The organism is Spirosoma spitsbergense DSM 19989 (genome assembly GCF_000374085.1).
Lineage (GTDB): Bacteria > Bacteroidota > Bacteroidia > Cytophagales > Spirosomataceae > Spirosoma > Spirosoma spitsbergense.
The window spans coordinates 130,025-147,266 of the sequence record NZ_KB893387.1 but is presented as its reverse complement, the minus strand read 5'-3'; the positions used below and the strand labels follow the sequence as shown (position 1 = coordinate 147,266).

Below are 17,242 nucleotides of genomic sequence, written 5' to 3'. Positions count from 1 at the left end.
ATCCGGCTCCGCTGACATTATCCGGGCAAATCAGTTATCTAGTTGGATAGTCTTAAGAAACCCCAACATATTATGATTACACCCGTTAAGTTTCAATCCGCAAACATTATCGGCTTTCGCATGGCCGGTACCATCACCGAAGACGAAATAAAATCGTGGGCTACCCTGCTCGATCAGAAAAGCGAAGCACCCCAGAAACTGCGCGTTTATGTCGAAGCTGAAGACATTGACGATATTTCACTGGATGCACTAATGGCCGATCTAAAATTTGACCTGACGCACCTCGGCGATTTCGAGAAAGCGGCTTTTGTATCGGATGAGACATGGACAAAGCTCTCGACCTTTGCCGCTGGTTTAGTGCCCAATATCAAGGCAAAACAGTTTTCGCTGGATGAGAAGGAAGCGGCAAAAGAGTGGATAGAATCCTGAGCAATAGGCTCATATAACAACTTCTGTCAGAACGATGATTTAGTCGGAATTTCACCGGAGCCCCTTTGTGCTCCTGGCAGGATTTCAATTGATTGTTGCGATGTTAGCGTTGATTAGATTGTTAGCGTCGATTAGATTGTGAAGTAACTGATCAACTATCATTCTGATCGTGGCCCCGTTACTCCTTTTTGATCCGTCATGCTGAGCAACACGCAGTTTGAGACCATTTACAACGAGTTCGGGCGGCTGGTTTATAATCTGGCCCTGAGTTACGTGCTTAATGAGGAAGATGCTCAGGATGTTACGCAGGAGGTATTCGTAAAAGTATATCAGCGATATGCAGATTACAAACCCCATCTCTCCTCGCTGAAAACCTGGATTTACCAGATTACCATCAACCACTGTCTCGACGTTATCAAGGCCAGAAGATCAAAAAAACGGTTTGGGTTCGTAACCGGTTTGTTCTCTCCCGATACCAGCGAACCCATCCCCGAAGCCGCCCATTTTGACCACCCCGGCGTGGCCCTCGAAAACAAAGAGGCCATACAACGCCTGTTTGCCCTTATCGACACCCTGCCCGACAATCAGCGGACAGCGCTGATTCTGACCAAAATAGAAGACCGCTCCATAAAGGAAGTAGCTGACATTATGCAGCTGACCCCCAAGGCTATAGAGTCGTTACTACAGCGGGCCAAAGAGAATTTCTCAAAAAAAGCAGGACGTACCGAAGGATTTTGATTTTCATCTCGTATAACAAAACACAGCACCAGACCATGAACGCAGATGACCAGCTAAACGAACTAAAAAAAATCAGGCAGGTGGATACTCCACCCTTCCTGTACACCCGTATTCAAAGCCGGATCGACGCGCTGACCGAAGCCCCGGCACCCCGGCAATGGGCCTGGGGATTTTCCTTAGGTGCTGTGCTGGTGCTGGCACTAAATATGGGCGTACTACTCACGGCAACCAATACGAAGCGGGAAAGCAGTGTTTCCGATGTGGTGAGTGCTATGCAGTTATCCACCAATAACGATTTCTACCATGAGTAAGGTAACGATGCTGACTTTGGCAGTGGTAGGTCTGTTAGCAGTAAACCTGGGCCTCATCGCTTTTCTGGTGTTGAGAAAGCCAGCCCCCCCGCCCCACGAGAGGCAGGATGGCCCCAGAAACGTGATTATCGAGAAGCTGGGGTTAACCGAGGCCCAAACCGCACGCTATGACCAGTTGATTACGGAGCATCAGGCAGAAATCAGGCGACTGAATGATGAAATACGGAAAACAAAAAACAACCTGTATGCAACGCTGGCCAGTGACAGCGAATCCCGTGAAGATTTCTTCATAAGCCGTTTAGGGGCGTTGCAGCGGCAGGTTGAAACAGCGCATTATACTCATTTTATGGCCTTGAAGAATCTCTGCACACCCGACCAGAAAGATAAATTCAACGACCTGACCACTTCACTGGCGGACTATTTCGCTATTGGTAAAAGGCCGCCGATGGGCCGATAATTCATCCATTTTAAACTACGTTTACCCATATGAGCAGACCACCCCTGTTACTCACCAGTATTATCATTGTTTCGGTGCTTTTTTGCTGCTCGAAAAGTAGTGAAGACGCCACCATCACGCCCGCTACCACGGATACAATGGTGCCAGACGTTTACAAAAAACTGTACGGTGCTACCAGCATTACCTCCGATGGTACCTACATCACCATTAAATCGACGGGTATGCCTGATCACAAAAGCGTTTACTACGCCACTTCGAACAGCCTGTACGAGAATTTCAACGGCAAGACCTTCGGCGGGTACACATTCGCCAAAAACCCGAATGCTATTGCTACGCAGTCACTGACAGTCAAAATACCCCTCAACCCAACCGTAGCGGCCAATCATACCGCTACGCCGTTAGGGCCAATTGGCGTTGCGCTGAATGGTGTGGCTATCTTCAACCAATACGCCGGGCCGAATCAGCCGCTGACCAACGAAGTCACCAGTTTTGACCAGTACTGGGGCCACCCGCAGCAAACGGGCCAATATCATTACCATGTAGAGCCACTGTACCTCACCACCGTAAAAGCGTCAAAGTCAGCACTGCTGGGCTTTTTGCTCGATGGTTTCCCGGTTTACGGTCCGCAGGAAAACAACGCCACCGTCACCAATGCCATGCTGGATGCGTACCATGGTCACACCAGCGCCACCCCCGACTACCCCAACGGCATTTATCACTACCACATTACGGATGCGGACCCCTACATCAATGGCAACGGCTTTTACGGCACCGCCGGTACGGTTTCCCGGTAGTTGCTGGCTCTTGCTGCTGTTCCTGGCCGCGTGTTCGTCACCTACTCGCCAGACAGGCACGGTATCGATCAACCGGGAATATTCCCGTTTGCGGCTGGTAAACGATATTGTTTACCTGGCCGATAAACCGTTTACAGGCACCGTTTTTTCCCTCTTTCCCGCTACTACCGACACCGCCGAACGGGCAGGCTATCGCGAAGGCCGCCAACACGGCATCTGGAAACAGTATTACCCCGGTGGCAACCTGCGGGAGCAACGCGTCTACGACAGGGGCCAGAAAATGGGCGATTACGTGGCCTGGTGGCCGAATGGACAGCAACAACTCCAGTACCAGTTCAGCCAGGATGAGTACGAAGGAACCTGCCGGGAATGGAATGAAAAGGGGGTTTTAATACAGGAAATGAACTATCACAAAGGCCATGAAGAAGGGACGCAGAAGTTATTCTACAACGACGGAAAAGTGCGGGCCAACTACACCATTATCGACGGTAGACGCTACGGGTTGCTGGGTACTAAAAACTGCGTTAACGTGTCGGATAGTGTGTTCAGGCAGTAGTCTGGTATGGCTCCTGCTCTTGCTTGCCTGTACAGGAAAACCTGCCGAAACGACCCACCCACTGCCCTACTACAATACCCCCGATTTCACCCCGCTGTTTATGGCTAATCAGCAGGATGTCGCTCGAAAAATCAGTCATACCATCAGCCCATTCGCGTTCACCGATCAGAACGGGCAGCGCATTACCGAGCGGGACATTACCGGTAAAATTCACGTGGCCAACTTCATTTTTACCAGTTGTGGCAGCATTTGCCCCGTCATGACGAAGCATCTGAAATTAGTGCAGGATGCCTTCCGAAATGATACCAGTATAATAATTCTCTCCTACAGCGTTACGCCCTGGATTGACGATGTGGCCCGGCTGAAAAAATTCGCTGTTGCCAAAGGCATCGACTCGCCCAACTGGCACCTGCTAACGGGTAACAAAGCCGCTATTTATACCCTGGCCCGTCAGTCGTATTTCGCCGAAGAAGACCTGGGCTTTACTAAAGACAGCACCGAGTTTCTGCACACCGAACACGTTCTGCTCATCGACAAAGACCGGCGTATCAGGGGCATTTTCAACGGAACCCTTCAACTTGAGGCCGAGCAACTGATCAACGACATCAGGCAGTTGACGAAGGAATAAATTTCCCCACTCCCAAAGGATTTTAACAGCCATCTCGGATAAACACATACCAGGTCAGATTGTCTGCGTTGGGTCTGACTGACTCTGGGTCAACCAATCAGAAAAATGAAGCTGGTACTGTTTAACTGTGGGTATGGTTGTTTCAGTAGTGTTTGTTGTCGCCTGTAACAGCAACAGCGATATAATCATGGTTAACCCTTCCGCTACACCAGAGCGGTGCGGATTACCTGGTTCTTCTCCCGAAAAACGACTTGGCGCGATTCGTTTCAGCAGCTGACTTCCAGGCGTGCCAATAAGCTGATATTTTATTCATATATTTATACATTCAAAATAAAGTCAGGTAAACCAAACTGTGAATGAGTGACAACGATTTTCAAACATATGACAACGCTTATAAAAATCTGGTCATGAGCGGCCTGGGAGAAGGCTCCTTTTTAAAAGCCCGTAGTTTCGAGACATTGGTGATTGCCGAACGGAACCAAAGTCAGGGTATTAACCCGATATCCAAGATGCTTAAGATGCTAACAGCGGCCAAAGGTGTTTTAAATCTGGCCCTGTCTCAACTTGACCGACTCGCTGGGTCTCCGCCTATAAAAACCCATCTACTGGCTTGGAAAAACGAGATTGGTGAGGCCAACTCGTCGATCGAATTGGGTCAGATTTGCCTGCGCATCAGCGGCATAGCCCGGTTACCCCTCCCGGTTAAGGTTGGCACGCTGCTCTAAGCGGTAACTTTTGGTGGACAACGTATTGTATCCATCGATTTAGAATCGTATTTCAACTGGCCCTGGCAGCATGCCGGGGTTTTGTTTTGTTCCGGAGGTCCAGCAATCCCTGGTATGTATACCTACTCTACAGGCCATTACCGGTTTCATTCCCCAGGAGCGTTTATCGGGCCAACAGGCTCATGAGGCTCAGAACGCCGTAGATAATTTCAAGAATCGGCTTAATGTTGAGCAAGGTAAATCCCTTAGTCAGATATCTCTTTCCAAAGTTTTACAATACTACGCTGGGAATTGACATGTACAGACGCTCTGAAAGCACCTGAACGAACAGCATTATGACCGTTATGGTCATGCATTATGAACCATTCTATCGAATCAGAACCGCTCTGTACAGGTCCATATGCCTGATGACTTCACCCGTGCCTTTTACAACGGCCTTGAGAGGATCCTCAGCAACATGAACCGGCAATTTGGTTCTTAACGCCAGGCGCTTGTCTAGCCCATGCAACAGCGCTCCGCCCCCCGTCAGGTGAATTCCATTGGTATAAATATCAGCCGATAATTCGGGAGGTGCCATTTCAAGTACTTTCATCGTGGCCTCTTCGATTTTCGAAACTGATTTTTCCAGGGCATACGCAATTTCACTATAGGTAACCCTAATTTCTTTGGGGATACCCGTCATTAAGTCGCGCCCCCGCACTTCATAGTCTGATGGCGGATTCGCTAACTCAATAAGAGCTGAGCCAACCATCATCTTTATCTGTTCAGCAGACCGTTCGCCAATGAACAGGTTATGTTCACGACGAATGTAATCGACGATATCGCGGGTGAAAACGTCTCCCGCCGTTCGGATTGATTGTTCACAAACAATACCGGATAAGGCAATGATAGCAATTTCAGTAGTGCCCCCCCCAATGTCAACGATCATTGTACCATTGGGTTGCGTGATATCAATGCCAATGCCGATGGCAGCAGCAATCGGCTCATAGACCATATTGACCTCTTTTGCTCCCGCATGTTCGCATGAGTCTCTAACGGCTCGCTTTTCGACCTCTGTAATGCCCGACGGAATGGAAACTACCATCCGGTGCGAGGCTGCAAACAATGGTCTACTCGTTTCAAGCATTTTGATTAATCCACGAATCAGTAGTTCTGCAGCCGTAAAATCGGCAATGACACCATCCCGGAGCGGGCGGATGGTCTTGATATTTTCGTTGGTTTTCTCATGCATCAGGCTGGCTTTATGCCCGATAGCTAGCACCTTACCGCTGACTTTATCAATCGCAATAATCGAAGGCTCATCCACCACAATCCGATCTTTATACATAATGAGCGTATTGGCCGTACCTAAATCAATCGCAATATCACTTGTCAGGAAATTAAATAAATTCATAAGTCAGTAACGCTTGAACCTGAGTAGCAGGTACAGTTTTTTAAGGTAGAATCGAATGAACCTGGTATTTGGGTAGATTAATAGAACAGGTGTGATGTTAACCCAAAAAGGTTTTCTCATTTAAACAGCTTCAATGCCAGGATCAGGCATGTCCATTAGCCGTAACTGATCATGAATAGATCGTAGCATGAAGACAGTTGGCAGTATCAGGGGGGAATACAGCGATAAGGAGTTACCTTAATGGGCCTTTATTCTTTTGTCTTTTGAGTTATCGCGAATCAATCGTGTAGTATATGAACCAACCAGCAAATCAATTTAAAATCTGAGCCAGTTAGTTGACTAATATTATTTACTTGCTTATGATCTGGAAGCTATTTGAGTGCCTGATTTTGGTCTCAAATTAATAATCCGAACTGCTTCCAGGCGTGAAAAGCAGGTTATTATCCGAGTTACAAATCCTGTTAACATCGCTTTATAGCTCTATTACAACAAAAAAACATGCCGAATAGGCATGTTTTTGACCATGATTATCTTGGAATATCTTTCGATTAAGCCATTTCGACGTTTACGGCGTTTAAGCCCTTCTTTCCGGTCTCTACATTGAACTTCACTTTGTCGTTCTCCCGGATTTGATCCACTAAGCCTGAAGCATGGACAAATATGTCCTCTCCACCATCATCGGGGTTAATGAAGCCAAATCCTTTGGTTTCATTAAAAAATTTTACAGTTCCTGTTTGCATACTAATTTATAAAGAAAGGCGAAGTACGCTAAAAAAAACTACAATTCCTACGTTTATATACGAATATGAGTTTATTCGTGAACGCAGTACCAGTCTGGGTAGTGATGGCGCCCTTCACTTATTCTTCTGAAACACAGATTAACGAATGCTTTTGTTAAACCATTTCAACATTTGATCCGTTTCCGGACAAGTCATTTCTCCCCTCATTCCATTCAACCTTCCGTGTCAGTTTTAAATTCGCTTGTCTGGAACAACCCAGTTGAAGTCTTCTACATTAGGGTGATTTCACGAGTCTCTCTTTTTCATGATATTCGAGGGCTCCCGGACACGGGTAATTTGAGTGTCGATCCCCCTCTAGGGCATACAAGAAGCTTCGCTCATAGTCGAATCCCGTCGACTGACCACGCTCAGAAAAATTGTTTCTGTATAAGTACTTACCAACATACCCACCACTGGCCAGCACATTTCCGGTCAGGTGAATTAACCGGAGCGGGTTGTTGGTGAAGTCCAACATAATTCATTTCCCAGCGGACACGTTTCCCCTTGAACTCCTCATTGGGAATAAACATGTTCGTGGTAAGCCCATACCCCCCGGCAACGATCGTAAACTGGTGGTTTATGAGTGTGCCTCCGTAGCCTAAACGTCACCAATTCTCTCAACTATAATTTACGTGACGGTGAAACTACCCAAACTTGGGGGCTACCTCACTCCCGCTTATCTGGCTAAAGACCTAATTGCTAGTAGTACTACTTTTTCTTTCCATAATTCAATCATATCTTCGGTCAGCACGTTTATATATCAAACTCTTCGATCCGAATGATTCAGACAAAACTAATACCACGCACGGCGGAAGCCAGTGAGCCGCCCCTCCTCATAAAGAATATTCTGGCCGAGTCGCTTAAATACGAACCCACTCGGGAAATCGTTTATCGCGATCTGTTTCGTATGAACTATAGCCAGTTCAATCAGCGGGTTCGGCAGTTGGCCAATGCACTCACCAGCCTGGGCGTGAAACCGGGCGATATGGTAGCGGTAATGGATTGGGACAGCCACCGGTACCTCGAATGTTTCTTCGGCGTCACCAGCATTGGGGCTATTCTGCACACCATCAACGTACGCCTGTCTCCGGCTCAGATTCTGTATACCATCAACCACGCTCAGGACAAGGTTATCCTGATACACGAAGATTTCCTGCCCATTCTGACCGCTATAAAAGACCAGATTACTACCGTCGATACCTACGTTATTCTGAGCGATAAGGTGTACGGAGAAAATGCGGCTACAACACTTTCTGACGTACCAGACTACGTTGGGGGCGAGTACGAAGCCTTGCTGAAAGCAGAAAAGCCGGAGTACGAATTCCCGGACTTTGACGAAAACACCTGGGCGACTACGTTCTACACAACGGGCACAACGGGAAATCCGAAGGGTGTTTATTTCTCCCATCGTCAGTTATTCATGCACACTATGTGCCTGTTAACGTACCTGATCGGCTACGAGGCACTGCCCTTCCGCTCACGAACGGATGTGTACATGCCCATCACTCCTATGTTCCACGTACATGCCTGGGGATTCCCTTTCCTGGCTACGCTGTTAGCAGCCAAACAGGTGTATCCAGGAAAATACGAGCCGGAAATGTTGCTGAAACTACTGGTTACGGAGAAGGTAACGCTATCCCACTGCGTACCCACCATTCTGAATATGCTGGTCAGTAATCCGGCCGCACAGAAATTCCAGGATACCCTGAGCAAATGGAGTGTGCTGATTGGCGGCTCGGCGCTGACGAAAGGGCTGGCCAAAATGGCGATGGACCTTGGTATAAACGTATCGTCGGGCTACGGTATGTCCGAAACGGCTCCTATCCTGTCGGTCGTGTACCTGAACGATACCGAACGTAAACTCCCCCCCGAACAGCAGATAGACCTCCGGGTGCGGGCAGGCCGGATTGCTCCCTTTGTGGATGCGCGGCTGATGGACGATAGCGGCAATTTTCTACCCCACGATGGACACGCACTGGGCGAAATAGTGGTTCGAACGCCCTGGACAACCCAGGGGTACTTTAATGATCCAGAGCGCGGAGCCGAACTTTGGAAAGGCGGCTGGCTACATACCGGCGACGTGGCCAGCATTACCCCCGACCACTGGATTGTTGTGGCCGACCGGACTAAAGATGTCATCAAAACCGGGGGCGAGTGGGTTTCTTCGCTGGATATGGAAGACGCCCTTTCGCAGGTAGATGGCGTGGCAGAATCTGCCGTTATTGGCCTTCCCGACGACCGATGGGGCGAACGCCCCCACGCACTCATCGTGCAGAAACCGGGATTTCAATTAACGGCAGAGGCCATAAAAGAGGGATTACAAGCTAAAGTAAAGCGGGGTGAACTTCACAAATGGTACGTTCCTGACCGCATCCTGATCGTACCGGAGATTCCGAAAACCAGTGTCGGTAAAATTGACAAGAAACGCATCCGGAGCGAGATGAAAGAGGCCATATTATCCGCCTAACCCGATCATTTACTACCTTGAGTGCATGACAAGAATCGGCCTTTTGTCGGATACACACAGTTATCTGGACCATACTGTTTTCTCCCACTTCGACACCTGCGACGAAATCTGGCATGCGGGCGATGTAGGTGCGCTTGCGGTTGCGGAGCAGTTACGGGCTTTTCGTCCGTTACGGATTGTATCTGGAAACATTGATCAGGTATCGGCCGAATTACCACTCGATCAACGTTTCGTGCTCGAAGGGCTAACTATCTGGATGACCCACATTGGTGGCTCACCACCAAAATACAATCCGGTAGTCAGGCCAGTATTACGAACAAAGCCGCCTGATCTGTTCATTTGCGGGCATTCGCACATACTGAAAATCACGCGTGATCCGACCATGAATAACCTGATTTTTATGAACCCCGGTGCGGCTGGCAAAACAGGGTTTCACCTCATGCGAACCGCCGTCCGGTTCTCCCTGGACAGTGGGAAAGTGCTGGATATGCAGGTGATTGAACTAGGGAAAAAATAGGTAAACGTATAGTATGACTAATTGTAAAGTCTGCGACACCTTCAACTAAAAAAGGGGATTCCTATACAGGAATCCCCTTTTTTAGTTGCTTATATTATCCGTCAGATAGGCAGCGTTTGCGGCTCAATAGCTTCCGGTTTTGATTCCTCACTAATTTGTTCTTTAACTTCTTCGGCAATGCCCTTATTCTTATACGCCTGATAAACAGTTTCGCGCTCAAACGGACGCTTACCAATCAGTCGAACCAGATCATTCTGATACAGAATTTCTTTGGACAAGAGCTCTTTCGCCAGAATTTCCAGCGCATCCCGGTGTTCGGTCAGGAGTTCCTTCGTCCGTTCATAGGCCAGACTAACAATCTTACGCACTTCATCGTCGATATGTTTGGCAGTCTCTTCCGAATAGGGTTTGTTAAAAGCGTACTCCGATTGTTTTGAATCATAGAACGATATATTACCTATCTTATCGTTCATGCCATACATGGTCACCATGCTGTAGGCCAGCTTAGTGATACGCTCCAGATCACTCAAAGCACCTGTCGAAACCTTACCGAAAATAATATCCTCGGATGCCCGACCGCCCAGTGCCATACACATCTCATCCGTAAGTTGCTCCGCACGATACAGATACTGCTCACGAGGCAGGTACTGCGCATAGCCAAGAGCGGCTACACCACGCGGTACGATCGATACTTTCACCAGCGGATCAGCAAACTCAAGGAACCACCCCGCTACGGCATGACCTGCTTCATGATAAGCTACAATCTCCTTCTCTTCCGGCGAAATGATTTTATTCTTCTTCTCCAGTCCACCAATTACCCGGTCCATAGCATCCTGAAAGTCTACCATATCAACGGCTTCCTTATCGCTACGGGCAGCAATCAACGCAGCTTCGTTGCAGACATTGGCAATCTCAGCACCAGCAAACCCCGGCGTTTGAGCAGCCAGTTCTCTCGGATCAACATCGGCCGACAATTTGATTGGCTTCAGGTGAACCCGGAAAATTGCTTCCCGGCCAATTATATCTGGTTTGTCAATGCTAATCTGACGGTCAAAACGACCCGGACGCGATAAAGCCGAGTCAAGCACGTCGGGGCGGTTGGTAGCGGCCAGGATAATGATGCCCGAATCGGTCGCAAAACCATCCATTTCTACCAGCAGAGAGTTCAGCGTATTCTCACGCTCATCGTTGGCACCGGGCATGGAACCCCGCCCCCGCGAACGACCTACCGCGTCAATCTCATCAATGAAAATAATGCAGGGCGCTTTCTCCTTAGCCTGTTTGAAGAGGTCACGCACCCGAGCAGCACCGACACCCACAAACATTTCGACAAAATCGGAACCCGACAGCGAAAAGAATGGAACACCTGCTTCGCCCGCAACGGCTTTTGCCAGTAAGGTTTTACCGGTACCCGGAGGGCCAATCAACAGTGCCCCTTTAGGGATTTTGGCACCCAGTTTCGTAAACTTGGTGGGGTTCTTCAGGTAATCGACAATTTCCTTGATTTCTTCTTTCGCTTCATCAAGCCCGGCTACGTCATTAAACGTAATCTTCACCTTACTATCCGCATCAAAAAGAGCCGCCTTGGATTTGCCGATATTAAATATCTGACCACCCGGACCACCTGCACCCGACATTCGACCCAGTAAAAAATACATGGCCAGAATCATGACGATCAAAAATCCCCAGGTGCTGATGATACTGCCAAAGTCGCTGCGCTGTTCAAACCGGTAGTCAACTTTTTCGCTAGCCGGCACGCCCTCCTGCATCGCTTCCAGGTCTTTCTTGAACGTTTCGCTGGAGGCAATCTGAAACTGAAAATGTGGACCATGATTTGAGCCGAAGTAAGGCTTATCGGTAAACATGGACTTGTATTTCTGGCTTTGCGCGGCTTGCTGCGTGAGCGTCACTTCAGCAATTTTATCGTTCACCACTACTACTTCGGCTACTTCATGATCTTTCACCATAGCTTCAAACCTTTTCTGCGATGTTTCGCGAACGGCTGAGCTTTTGTTAAAGAACGTGATGCCAAGTATAGCGGCAATGAGTAAGGCAACAATCCAACCCTGAAAGTTGGGCTTACGTGGCCCACCACGGGGTACTAATGGATTTCTATTATTATTTTCTGCCATTTTCTAGGTTATACAAACGGATTTCAAGAAGTAACACCGTTTTGCAGATGAATGTTTCTTCCTGCAAACGGTTGGGATAAACGGTCATCTTATCCAATAAACGGCCCGTAACGAGCACTTTTTATCGGTGACTCGCCGAAACGCGCAAAATCAATTTTCAGGATGCTTCAATAAGGTCGCTGTCAGCAACGGAATGAATTTCAGCATCGCCCCAAAGTTGTTCGAGATCATAAAACTCCCGACGGTCCTTTTTAAATACGTGAACGACTACATCAACATAATCAAGCAGAATCCATTCCCGATTCAGCTTACCTTCTTTGTGCCAGGGGTCCTGTTGACTGGCTTTATAAACCTCTTCTTCAATGGATGTTGAAATGGCGTCAATCTGCGTATCGGATGTGCCTGAACACAGGACGAAGTAATCACAGATGGCGTTTTTGACGTTGCGCAGGTTCATTATTACGATGTCCTGTGCTTTTTTTTCCTGCATTCCCCGGACAACGAAATCACGAATTTGCTCGGCGGTAAACTCTTTATTGTTCTTAATTCTCATATTTTCGATTTAACATTGCCACGCTAATCAGCGGGTACTTTGCCTGGGGGCTAAAAGCCCTGAGCACCATTTACTAGCTCTATACTAAACTATACAATATTTTGTACAAAATCTATCCCAAAACCCTTTTTCTTGGTCAAATAATACAATACCTGCCAAGCTGTCAGTCTACTAACGACGAAGCGTCTGCTTTGATTGCCCAAAAAGACCCCGCCGAAGGACTGCTTGTCATAACGGATAACCAAACTGTCGGTCGTGGGCAACGGGGTAATCAGTGGGAAGCCAGATCGGGGCAGAACTTAACTTTTTCGCTCATCCTGAAACCCAATTTTCTGATCGCCAGCGAGCAGTTCTGGCTCAACATGGCTATTTCTATGGGCGTTTACGATGCCTTCCAGCCACTACTGGGGGAGACGCTACGAATCAAGTGGCCAAATGATGTGTACGTGGGAAATCAAAAGCTTGGCGGCATTCTGATTGAAAATACGCTGCACGGGTACGGTATTACCTGGTCGGTGGCAGGAATTGGACTGAACGTGAATCAGACCGATTTTACATTTTCGACCGCTACATCGCTGCAATTACAGGCTCCCCTACCCAACGGATACAACCTGCCGGGCCTCATCAGCCGACTGTGCGAAACATTGGAACAGCGGTACCTGCAACTACGGGCGGGGCAACGGGATGCATTGAAAAAGGATTATTTAGGCGTGCTGTACCGATACCAGCAGGAGCACACATTCGAGGCCGACGGACAGTCATTCGCGGGAACCATTGTGGACGTAGATGAGACCGGACAATTAGCTATTGCCAGTCAGGGACAAGTGCGGCACTTTGGGTTTAAGGAAGTGAGTTTTTTAAAGTGCGAAAGTGCGAAAGAGTGAAATCATCGCACAATCACTCTTTCGCGCTTTTATTTAATCGCTTCCTCTACCGGGTTACCGATACAACCGCTGGGTTCCAGTATTCCGAGTAAAGCGGTTATCGTAGGGGCGATGTCATGAATATGGGTTCTACGTAGCGTTTGCCCCGGTTTTATACCCCACCCGTAGAGCAAAAAAGGAACGTGTGTATCATAGGCATAGCTGCTCCCGTGGGTTGTCCCCTTCGTGCGGCCCTCAATCCAGCCCGGCGATTGAAGGATGTAAAAATCTCCGCTGCGGTTTGGGTAATACACATTACGCAGTAAGTTTTCCTGCAACTGTGGCAGAGCCTCGGCCCCCAGATTATGGAGGTTGATGACATTGACAACGGCTTTCTGCCGAAGCAAATCAGTTCGCAGCAACGCGTACACGTCCTGAAGCGCAATCTTCTTTTCGGCCAGCAGGGCGTGATTGAGGTATACCTGCTGATTGATGTATGAAAGCATCCATTTGCCGGGTCCATAGGCTTTTTCGAGCGACGCTTTCACCGTTTCGCCAATGTCGCCGTACCCCTTAACGCCCGCTGGAATACGATACTGCTGCAAAAAACCCGGCGCATCCACTACGCCATGGTCGGCAGACAGAAACGCCAGCCATTGACCCTTGCCCACACTGGCATCCAGTTGCGTAAACAAATCGGCCAGTTGCCGGTCGAGCCGGATGTACTGATCTTCTGTTTCAATGGCGTGCGTACCAAAGGCGTGACCAACGTAATCGGGCGACGAGAAGCTGACGCACAGCATATCCGTGATGTCATCCTGCCCTAATTGCTCCCCTTTCAAGGCAGCCAGCGCAAACTCTTTCGTGATTTGATCACCATAGGGACTGGTACGCAATACTTCATATTTACTACTACCCGCCTGAACCGCAAACTCATGCGGGAAAACAGGTTTGGCTTCGCCGGGCATAGCGTTTTCATACGCCTGATCGTCGGTCGTACTTTCGGTATATTGATTCAGGGGCAGTACAGGTTCCCATTTCTGACCTAAAAACTGATCGCCCAGCTTCCGGGCGTTAAACTCCTGTACCCATTTTGGCAGATCGTTCTGGTAAAAGGTGCTGCTGATAAAGCTGCCGTCTTTCGAGTCGAACCAGTAAGCGGCATTGGCAGCATGGCCGGCAGGCAGGATAGCTCCCCGGTCTTTCAGGGCAATGCCAATGACTTTGGCCCGCCCGTCGGTGGCGAGTTTAAGTTGATCGCCAATGGTAGTGACCTGTAAATTTCGGGGCGACATTTTACCGGCTGTACCGGTATTTCCAACTGTGCTTACTGTCGTATCTTCGGCACAGTACATCAACCGTCCCAGATTTCGTTCGTAAAAGTCATTACCAACAATACCATTGATTGCGGGTGCCGACCCCGTATAGATGGCCGCATGACCAGGACCAGTGTAGGTAGCTGCGTAATGGTAGTGATTGTTTCGGGCATTAAATCCCTCATCCATCAACCGCCGGAATCCACTTCCTGTAGTAGCTGTCGTTCCAAACTTAGCATAGTACCGATAGAGGTAGTCATAGCGCATTTGGTCGATGACGATGCCAACAACGAGTTTTGGCTTACCCATTTGCGGGCTCACCTGCGTTGCAGTTGTATTCTTTACCGCGGTATTTACTAATTTCCTGGATTGGGCAAAGGTGGTTATGGTCAGTGAAACCAGAAAAAGAGCTGAAGAGATCAGGCGCATATAGCCGTTTGTGAATGATTTAGTAATGCTTTGACAAATGTACAAAACAAATTTCTGGACAATTGACTTCATTGGGTGGTGTGTATGTGAAGTATGCTCGCCTGCGTTTAACAGAGAGAGAGAGGTTTTAGCACACAAGTAATTTGAACTAAACTTTGATAACGCTGATAATCAACGTAGCGGCCTGTCAACTTTGTCAGTTTTTTTGCTTACACACTGGTTTTAGGGTAATCAATCAATGTAAACAGCATGATTCAGATTTTTGGTCCGGGTTCCTTATGGCTGACAGGCTTGCTATTTTTCACCGCCATCTTTGGCCGGTATGTCCTGTTTTCGCTGGGGTTCTGGTGGTTATTCAACGTGTCGATGAAACAGCAATTCACCCATCGTGCGGTGCAGAACCGACCCCGTAAACCGGGTCAGGACTGGCGGGAGATTGGCTGGTCGGTTATAACTTCCCTCATTTTCACCCTCATGGCAGTGGCCGTCATTCTGGCCTATAATTCTGGCTATGGCCTGATTTATACCGATTTCAATGCTTATCCACTGGTGTGGTATCCGTTCAGCATTTTACTGGTTCTGTTTATCCATGAAACCTACTACTACTGGCTTCACCGCTGGATGCACCGACCCGGCGTGTATAAACTGGTACACAAAACGCACCACGACAGCCTGACCACTTCCCCCTGGACTGCCTTCTCATTCCACCCCACAGAAAGTACCTTACAGGCAATTATTATCCCACTGCTAACCTTTGTGATACCCTTGCACACGTCGGCTATTGGCATCATTCTGGTCATTATGACCATATCGAGTGCTATTAACCACCTTAATACCGAAATATATCCCCACAATTTCAATACCCACTGGCTGGGGCGATGGCTTATCGGTGCTACGCACCATAGCCTGCATCATACGCAGTTCCGGTTCAACTATGGACTTTACTTCACATTCTGGGATAAGTGGATGAATACGGAAAGCCCCGACTTCCATCGGCTGTTTAAGGAGAAAACGGCGAAGTCTGGATTGGGAGTGAGGAGTGAGGAGTGAGGAGTGAGGAGTGGCTGACGCGTATTATTATCGACACATCAGCAACTCCTCACTCCTACTACTTAAAAATTACTTGCTCCTGTCAATCGTATACTGCACCAACTGGTGGAGCGACTGACGATAAGGGGATTCGGGAAAAGAATTGAGCAACGTCTGCGCTTCGGCAACGTAACTATTCATGGCTGCCGTAGCGTATTCGATACCGCCCGATTGCTTGACAAAGGTGATGACCTCATCTACCTTTTTAGGTTTTTCACTTTCGTTTTTGATGATATTGATAATCCGTCTTTTTTCCAGAAAACCAGCGTTGTTGAGGGCATAAATGAGCGGTAGCGTCATCTTTTTTTCTTTGATGTCGATACCCAGCGGCTTCCCGATTTCGGCCGTACCGTAGTCGAACAGGTCGTCTTTAATCTGAAAAGCAATGCCAACTTTCTCCCCAAACACCCGCGCCTGCTCCACAATATCTTCTCCAACATCGACAGAACGCGCTCCTACGGCACAACAGGCGGCAATGAGGGATGCCGTTTTCTGACGGATTATTTCATAATAGATAGCCTCGGTAATGTCTAATCGCCGGGCTTTGTAGAGCTGGAGTAATTCGCCTTCGCTTATCTCCCGTACCGCCCTGGAAACGATTTTAAGCAGGTCGTAATCGCCATTGTCGACCGAAAGCAATAACCCTCTGGATAGTAGATAATCGCCCACCAGTACGGCAACTTTATTTTTCCAGAGCGCATTGATGGAGAAAAATCCGCGCCGGTAATTTGACTCATCGACCACATCGTCGTGAACAAGGGTAGCGGTATGAAGTAATTCAATTAGTGATGCCCCCCGGTAGGTTGCCTCCGTGATTGTCCCGCATACACCCGCCATCAAAAAAACGAACATGGGCCGAAGCTGCTTCCCCTTCCGCTTCACGATGTATTTCATAATCTGATCGAGCAGCATCACATCGCTTTTCATCTGTCCCCGAAACTTCTGCTCGAACAATTCCATTTCGGCAGCAATGGGGGCCTGTATATCAGCGACGGTAAGGGGCATTGGACGAGTTGTAAGTAAGTGGGAAGCGTAAGTGAGTTTTAGTAGTCGTAAGTCGTGGTCG

General features: G+C 48.4%; 18 protein-coding genes. 12 read left to right on the top strand and 6 right to left on the bottom strand.

Annotation, left to right across the window (positions count from 1 at the left end; genetic code table 11):
* Positions 1-72 precede the first annotated feature (72 nt).
* From B157_RS34090 to B157_RS0100620, 8 genes are all read left to right on the top strand, one after another.
* A complete protein-coding gene (locus tag B157_RS34090) occupies positions 73-429 on the top strand; it encodes a SpoIIAA family protein (protein ID WP_020601441.1) in 357 nt (118 codons plus the stop codon).
* A 198-nt stretch (positions 430-627) separates the two neighbouring features.
* Positions 628-1,167, top strand: a complete 540-nt coding sequence (locus B157_RS0100650; RefSeq protein ID WP_020601440.1) for an RNA polymerase sigma factor — start codon at positions 628-630, stop codon at positions 1,165-1,167.
* 35 nt (positions 1,168-1,202) lie between these two features.
* Positions 1,203-1,478 carry a hypothetical protein gene (locus B157_RS0100645; RefSeq protein ID WP_157618255.1) on the top strand — a complete coding sequence of 92 codons (276 nt, stop codon included), beginning with the start codon at positions 1,203-1,205 and terminating at the stop codon, positions 1,476-1,478.
* The gene (locus tag B157_RS0100640; RefSeq protein ID WP_020601438.1) at positions 1,471-1,935 is read left to right on the top strand and encodes a Spy/CpxP family protein refolding chaperone; all 465 of its coding nucleotides are present in this window, start codon (positions 1,471-1,473) and stop codon (positions 1,933-1,935) included. The genes B157_RS0100645 and B157_RS0100640 overlap by 8 nt, the downstream gene beginning before the upstream one ends.
* Before the next feature lie 29 nt (positions 1,936-1,964).
* On the top strand, positions 1,965-2,729 hold the full coding sequence (locus B157_RS0100635; protein ID WP_020601437.1) for a YHYH protein: 765 nt from the start codon (positions 1,965-1,967) through the stop codon (positions 2,727-2,729).
* Positions 2,686-3,285 carry a toxin-antitoxin system YwqK family antitoxin gene (locus B157_RS39525; RefSeq protein WP_020601436.1) on the top strand — a complete coding sequence of 200 codons (600 nt, stop codon included), beginning with the start codon at positions 2,686-2,688 and terminating at the stop codon, positions 3,283-3,285. Before B157_RS0100635 ends, B157_RS39525 begins: the two co-directional genes overlap by 44 nt.
* Positions 3,269-3,913: an SCO family protein gene (locus tag B157_RS0100625; RefSeq protein WP_020601435.1), complete on the top strand. Its 645-nt coding sequence runs from the start codon at positions 3,269-3,271 to the stop codon at positions 3,911-3,913. The genes B157_RS39525 and B157_RS0100625 overlap by 17 nt, the downstream gene beginning before the upstream one ends.
* A gap of 356 nt (positions 3,914-4,269) precedes the next feature.
* Positions 4,270-4,638 carry a hypothetical protein gene (locus tag B157_RS0100620; protein ID WP_020601434.1) on the top strand — a complete coding sequence of 123 codons (369 nt, stop codon included), beginning with the start codon at positions 4,270-4,272 and terminating at the stop codon, positions 4,636-4,638.
* A 367-nt stretch (positions 4,639-5,005) separates the two neighbouring features.
* Here the strand turns inward: B157_RS0100620 and B157_RS0100610 are convergent, their stop codons facing one another.
* On the bottom strand, positions 5,006-6,031 hold the full coding sequence (locus B157_RS0100610; protein ID WP_020601432.1) for a rod shape-determining protein: 1,026 nt from the start codon (positions 6,029-6,031) through the stop codon (positions 5,006-5,008).
* Between the two features lie 548 nt (positions 6,032-6,579).
* Positions 6,580-6,771: a cold-shock protein gene (locus B157_RS0100605; protein ID WP_020601431.1), complete on the bottom strand. Its 192-nt coding sequence runs from the start codon at positions 6,769-6,771 to the stop codon at positions 6,580-6,582.
* An 817-nt stretch (positions 6,772-7,588) separates the two neighbouring features.
* Between B157_RS0100605 and B157_RS0100600 the strand changes: the two genes are divergently transcribed.
* Both B157_RS0100600 and B157_RS0100595 read left to right on the top strand, forming a co-directional pair.
* Positions 7,589-9,277, top strand: coding sequence for a fatty acid--CoA ligase (locus B157_RS0100600; protein WP_020601430.1), 1,689 nt, complete (start codon positions 7,589-7,591; stop codon positions 9,275-9,277).
* A 25-nt stretch (positions 9,278-9,302) separates the two neighbouring features.
* Positions 9,303-9,794, top strand: a complete 492-nt coding sequence (locus B157_RS0100595) for a metallophosphoesterase family protein (protein ID WP_020601429.1) — start codon at positions 9,303-9,305, stop codon at positions 9,792-9,794.
* A 101-nt stretch (positions 9,795-9,895) separates the two neighbouring features.
* Here the strand turns inward: B157_RS0100595 and ftsH are convergent, their stop codons facing one another.
* Positions 9,896-11,926, bottom strand: a complete 2,031-nt coding sequence (ftsH, locus tag B157_RS0100590) for an ATP-dependent zinc metalloprotease FtsH (protein WP_020601428.1) — start codon at positions 11,924-11,926, stop codon at positions 9,896-9,898.
* Positions 11,927-12,083: 157 nt separating this feature from the next.
* The gene (rsfS, locus tag B157_RS0100585; protein ID WP_020601427.1) at positions 12,084-12,479 is read right to left on the bottom strand and encodes a ribosome silencing factor; all 396 of its coding nucleotides are present in this window, start codon (positions 12,477-12,479) and stop codon (positions 12,084-12,086) included.
* 101 nt (positions 12,480-12,580) lie between these two features.
* Here rsfS and B157_RS0100580 point away from each other — a divergent pair, with 101 nt between their 5' ends.
* Positions 12,581-13,363 carry a biotin--[acetyl-CoA-carboxylase] ligase gene (locus B157_RS0100580; RefSeq protein WP_020601426.1) on the top strand — a complete coding sequence of 261 codons (783 nt, stop codon included), beginning with the start codon at positions 12,581-12,583 and terminating at the stop codon, positions 13,361-13,363.
* A gap of 29 nt (positions 13,364-13,392) precedes the next feature.
* Here B157_RS0100580 and pafA read toward each other — a convergent pair whose 3' ends face one another.
* The gene (gene pafA / locus B157_RS0100575) at positions 13,393-15,087 is read right to left on the bottom strand and encodes an alkaline phosphatase PafA (protein WP_020601425.1); all 1,695 of its coding nucleotides are present in this window, start codon (positions 15,085-15,087) and stop codon (positions 13,393-13,395) included.
* Between the two features lie 249 nt (positions 15,088-15,336).
* Between pafA and B157_RS0100570 the strand changes: the two genes are divergently transcribed.
* On the top strand, positions 15,337-16,137 hold the full coding sequence (locus B157_RS0100570; protein WP_020601424.1) for a sterol desaturase family protein: 801 nt from the start codon (positions 15,337-15,339) through the stop codon (positions 16,135-16,137).
* A gap of 69 nt (positions 16,138-16,206) precedes the next feature.
* On the opposite strand, the gene B157_RS0100565 is transcribed toward B157_RS0100570, so the two are convergent.
* A complete protein-coding gene (locus tag B157_RS0100565; protein ID WP_020601423.1) occupies positions 16,207-17,181 on the bottom strand; it encodes a polyprenyl synthetase family protein in 975 nt (324 codons plus the stop codon).
* Positions 17,182-17,242: the final 61 nt, after the last annotated feature.

Bases quoted from the DNA above. Each gene is read 5' to 3' on its own strand.
- B157_RS0100570 (WP_020601424.1), top strand. From the start codon at position 15,337: ATGATTCAGATTTTTGGTCCGGGTTCCTTATGGCTGACAGGCTTGCTA.
- ftsH (WP_020601428.1), bottom strand. From the start codon at position 11,926: ATGGCAGAAAATAATAATAGAAATCCATTAGTACCCCGTGGTGGGCCA.
- B157_RS0100600 (WP_020601430.1), top strand. From the start codon at position 7,589: ATGATTCAGACAAAACTAATACCACGCACGGCGGAAGCCAGTGAGCCG.
- B157_RS0100640 (WP_020601438.1), top strand. From the start codon at position 1,471: ATGAGTAAGGTAACGATGCTGACTTTGGCAGTGGTAGGTCTGTTAGCA.
- B157_RS0100595 (WP_020601429.1), top strand. From the start codon at position 9,303: ATGACAAGAATCGGCCTTTTGTCGGATACACACAGTTATCTGGACCAT.
- B157_RS0100645 (WP_157618255.1), top strand. From the start codon at position 1,203: ATGAACGCAGATGACCAGCTAAACGAACTAAAAAAAATCAGGCAGGTG.
- B157_RS0100605 (WP_020601431.1), bottom strand. From the start codon at position 6,771: ATGCAAACAGGAACTGTAAAATTTTTTAATGAAACCAAAGGATTTGGC.
- pafA (WP_020601425.1), bottom strand. From the start codon at position 15,087: ATGCGCCTGATCTCTTCAGCTCTTTTTCTGGTTTCACTGACCATAACC.
- B157_RS0100635 (WP_020601437.1), top strand. From the start codon at position 1,965: ATGAGCAGACCACCCCTGTTACTCACCAGTATTATCATTGTTTCGGTG.
- rsfS (WP_020601427.1), bottom strand. From the start codon at position 12,479: ATGAGAATTAAGAACAATAAAGAGTTTACCGCCGAGCAAATTCGTGAT.
- B157_RS0100650 (WP_020601440.1), top strand. From the start codon at position 628: ATGCTGAGCAACACGCAGTTTGAGACCATTTACAACGAGTTCGGGCGG.
- B157_RS0100565 (WP_020601423.1), bottom strand. From the start codon at position 17,181: ATGCCCCTTACCGTCGCTGATATACAGGCCCCCATTGCTGCCGAAATG.
- B157_RS34090 (WP_020601441.1), top strand. From the start codon at position 73: ATGATTACACCCGTTAAGTTTCAATCCGCAAACATTATCGGCTTTCGC.
- B157_RS39525 (WP_020601436.1), top strand. From the start codon at position 2,686: ATGGCAACGGCTTTTACGGCACCGCCGGTACGGTTTCCCGGTAGTTGC.
- B157_RS0100610 (WP_020601432.1), bottom strand. From the start codon at position 6,031: ATGAATTTATTTAATTTCCTGACAAGTGATATTGCGATTGATTTAGGT.
- B157_RS0100620 (WP_020601434.1), top strand. From the start codon at position 4,270: ATGAGTGACAACGATTTTCAAACATATGACAACGCTTATAAAAATCTG.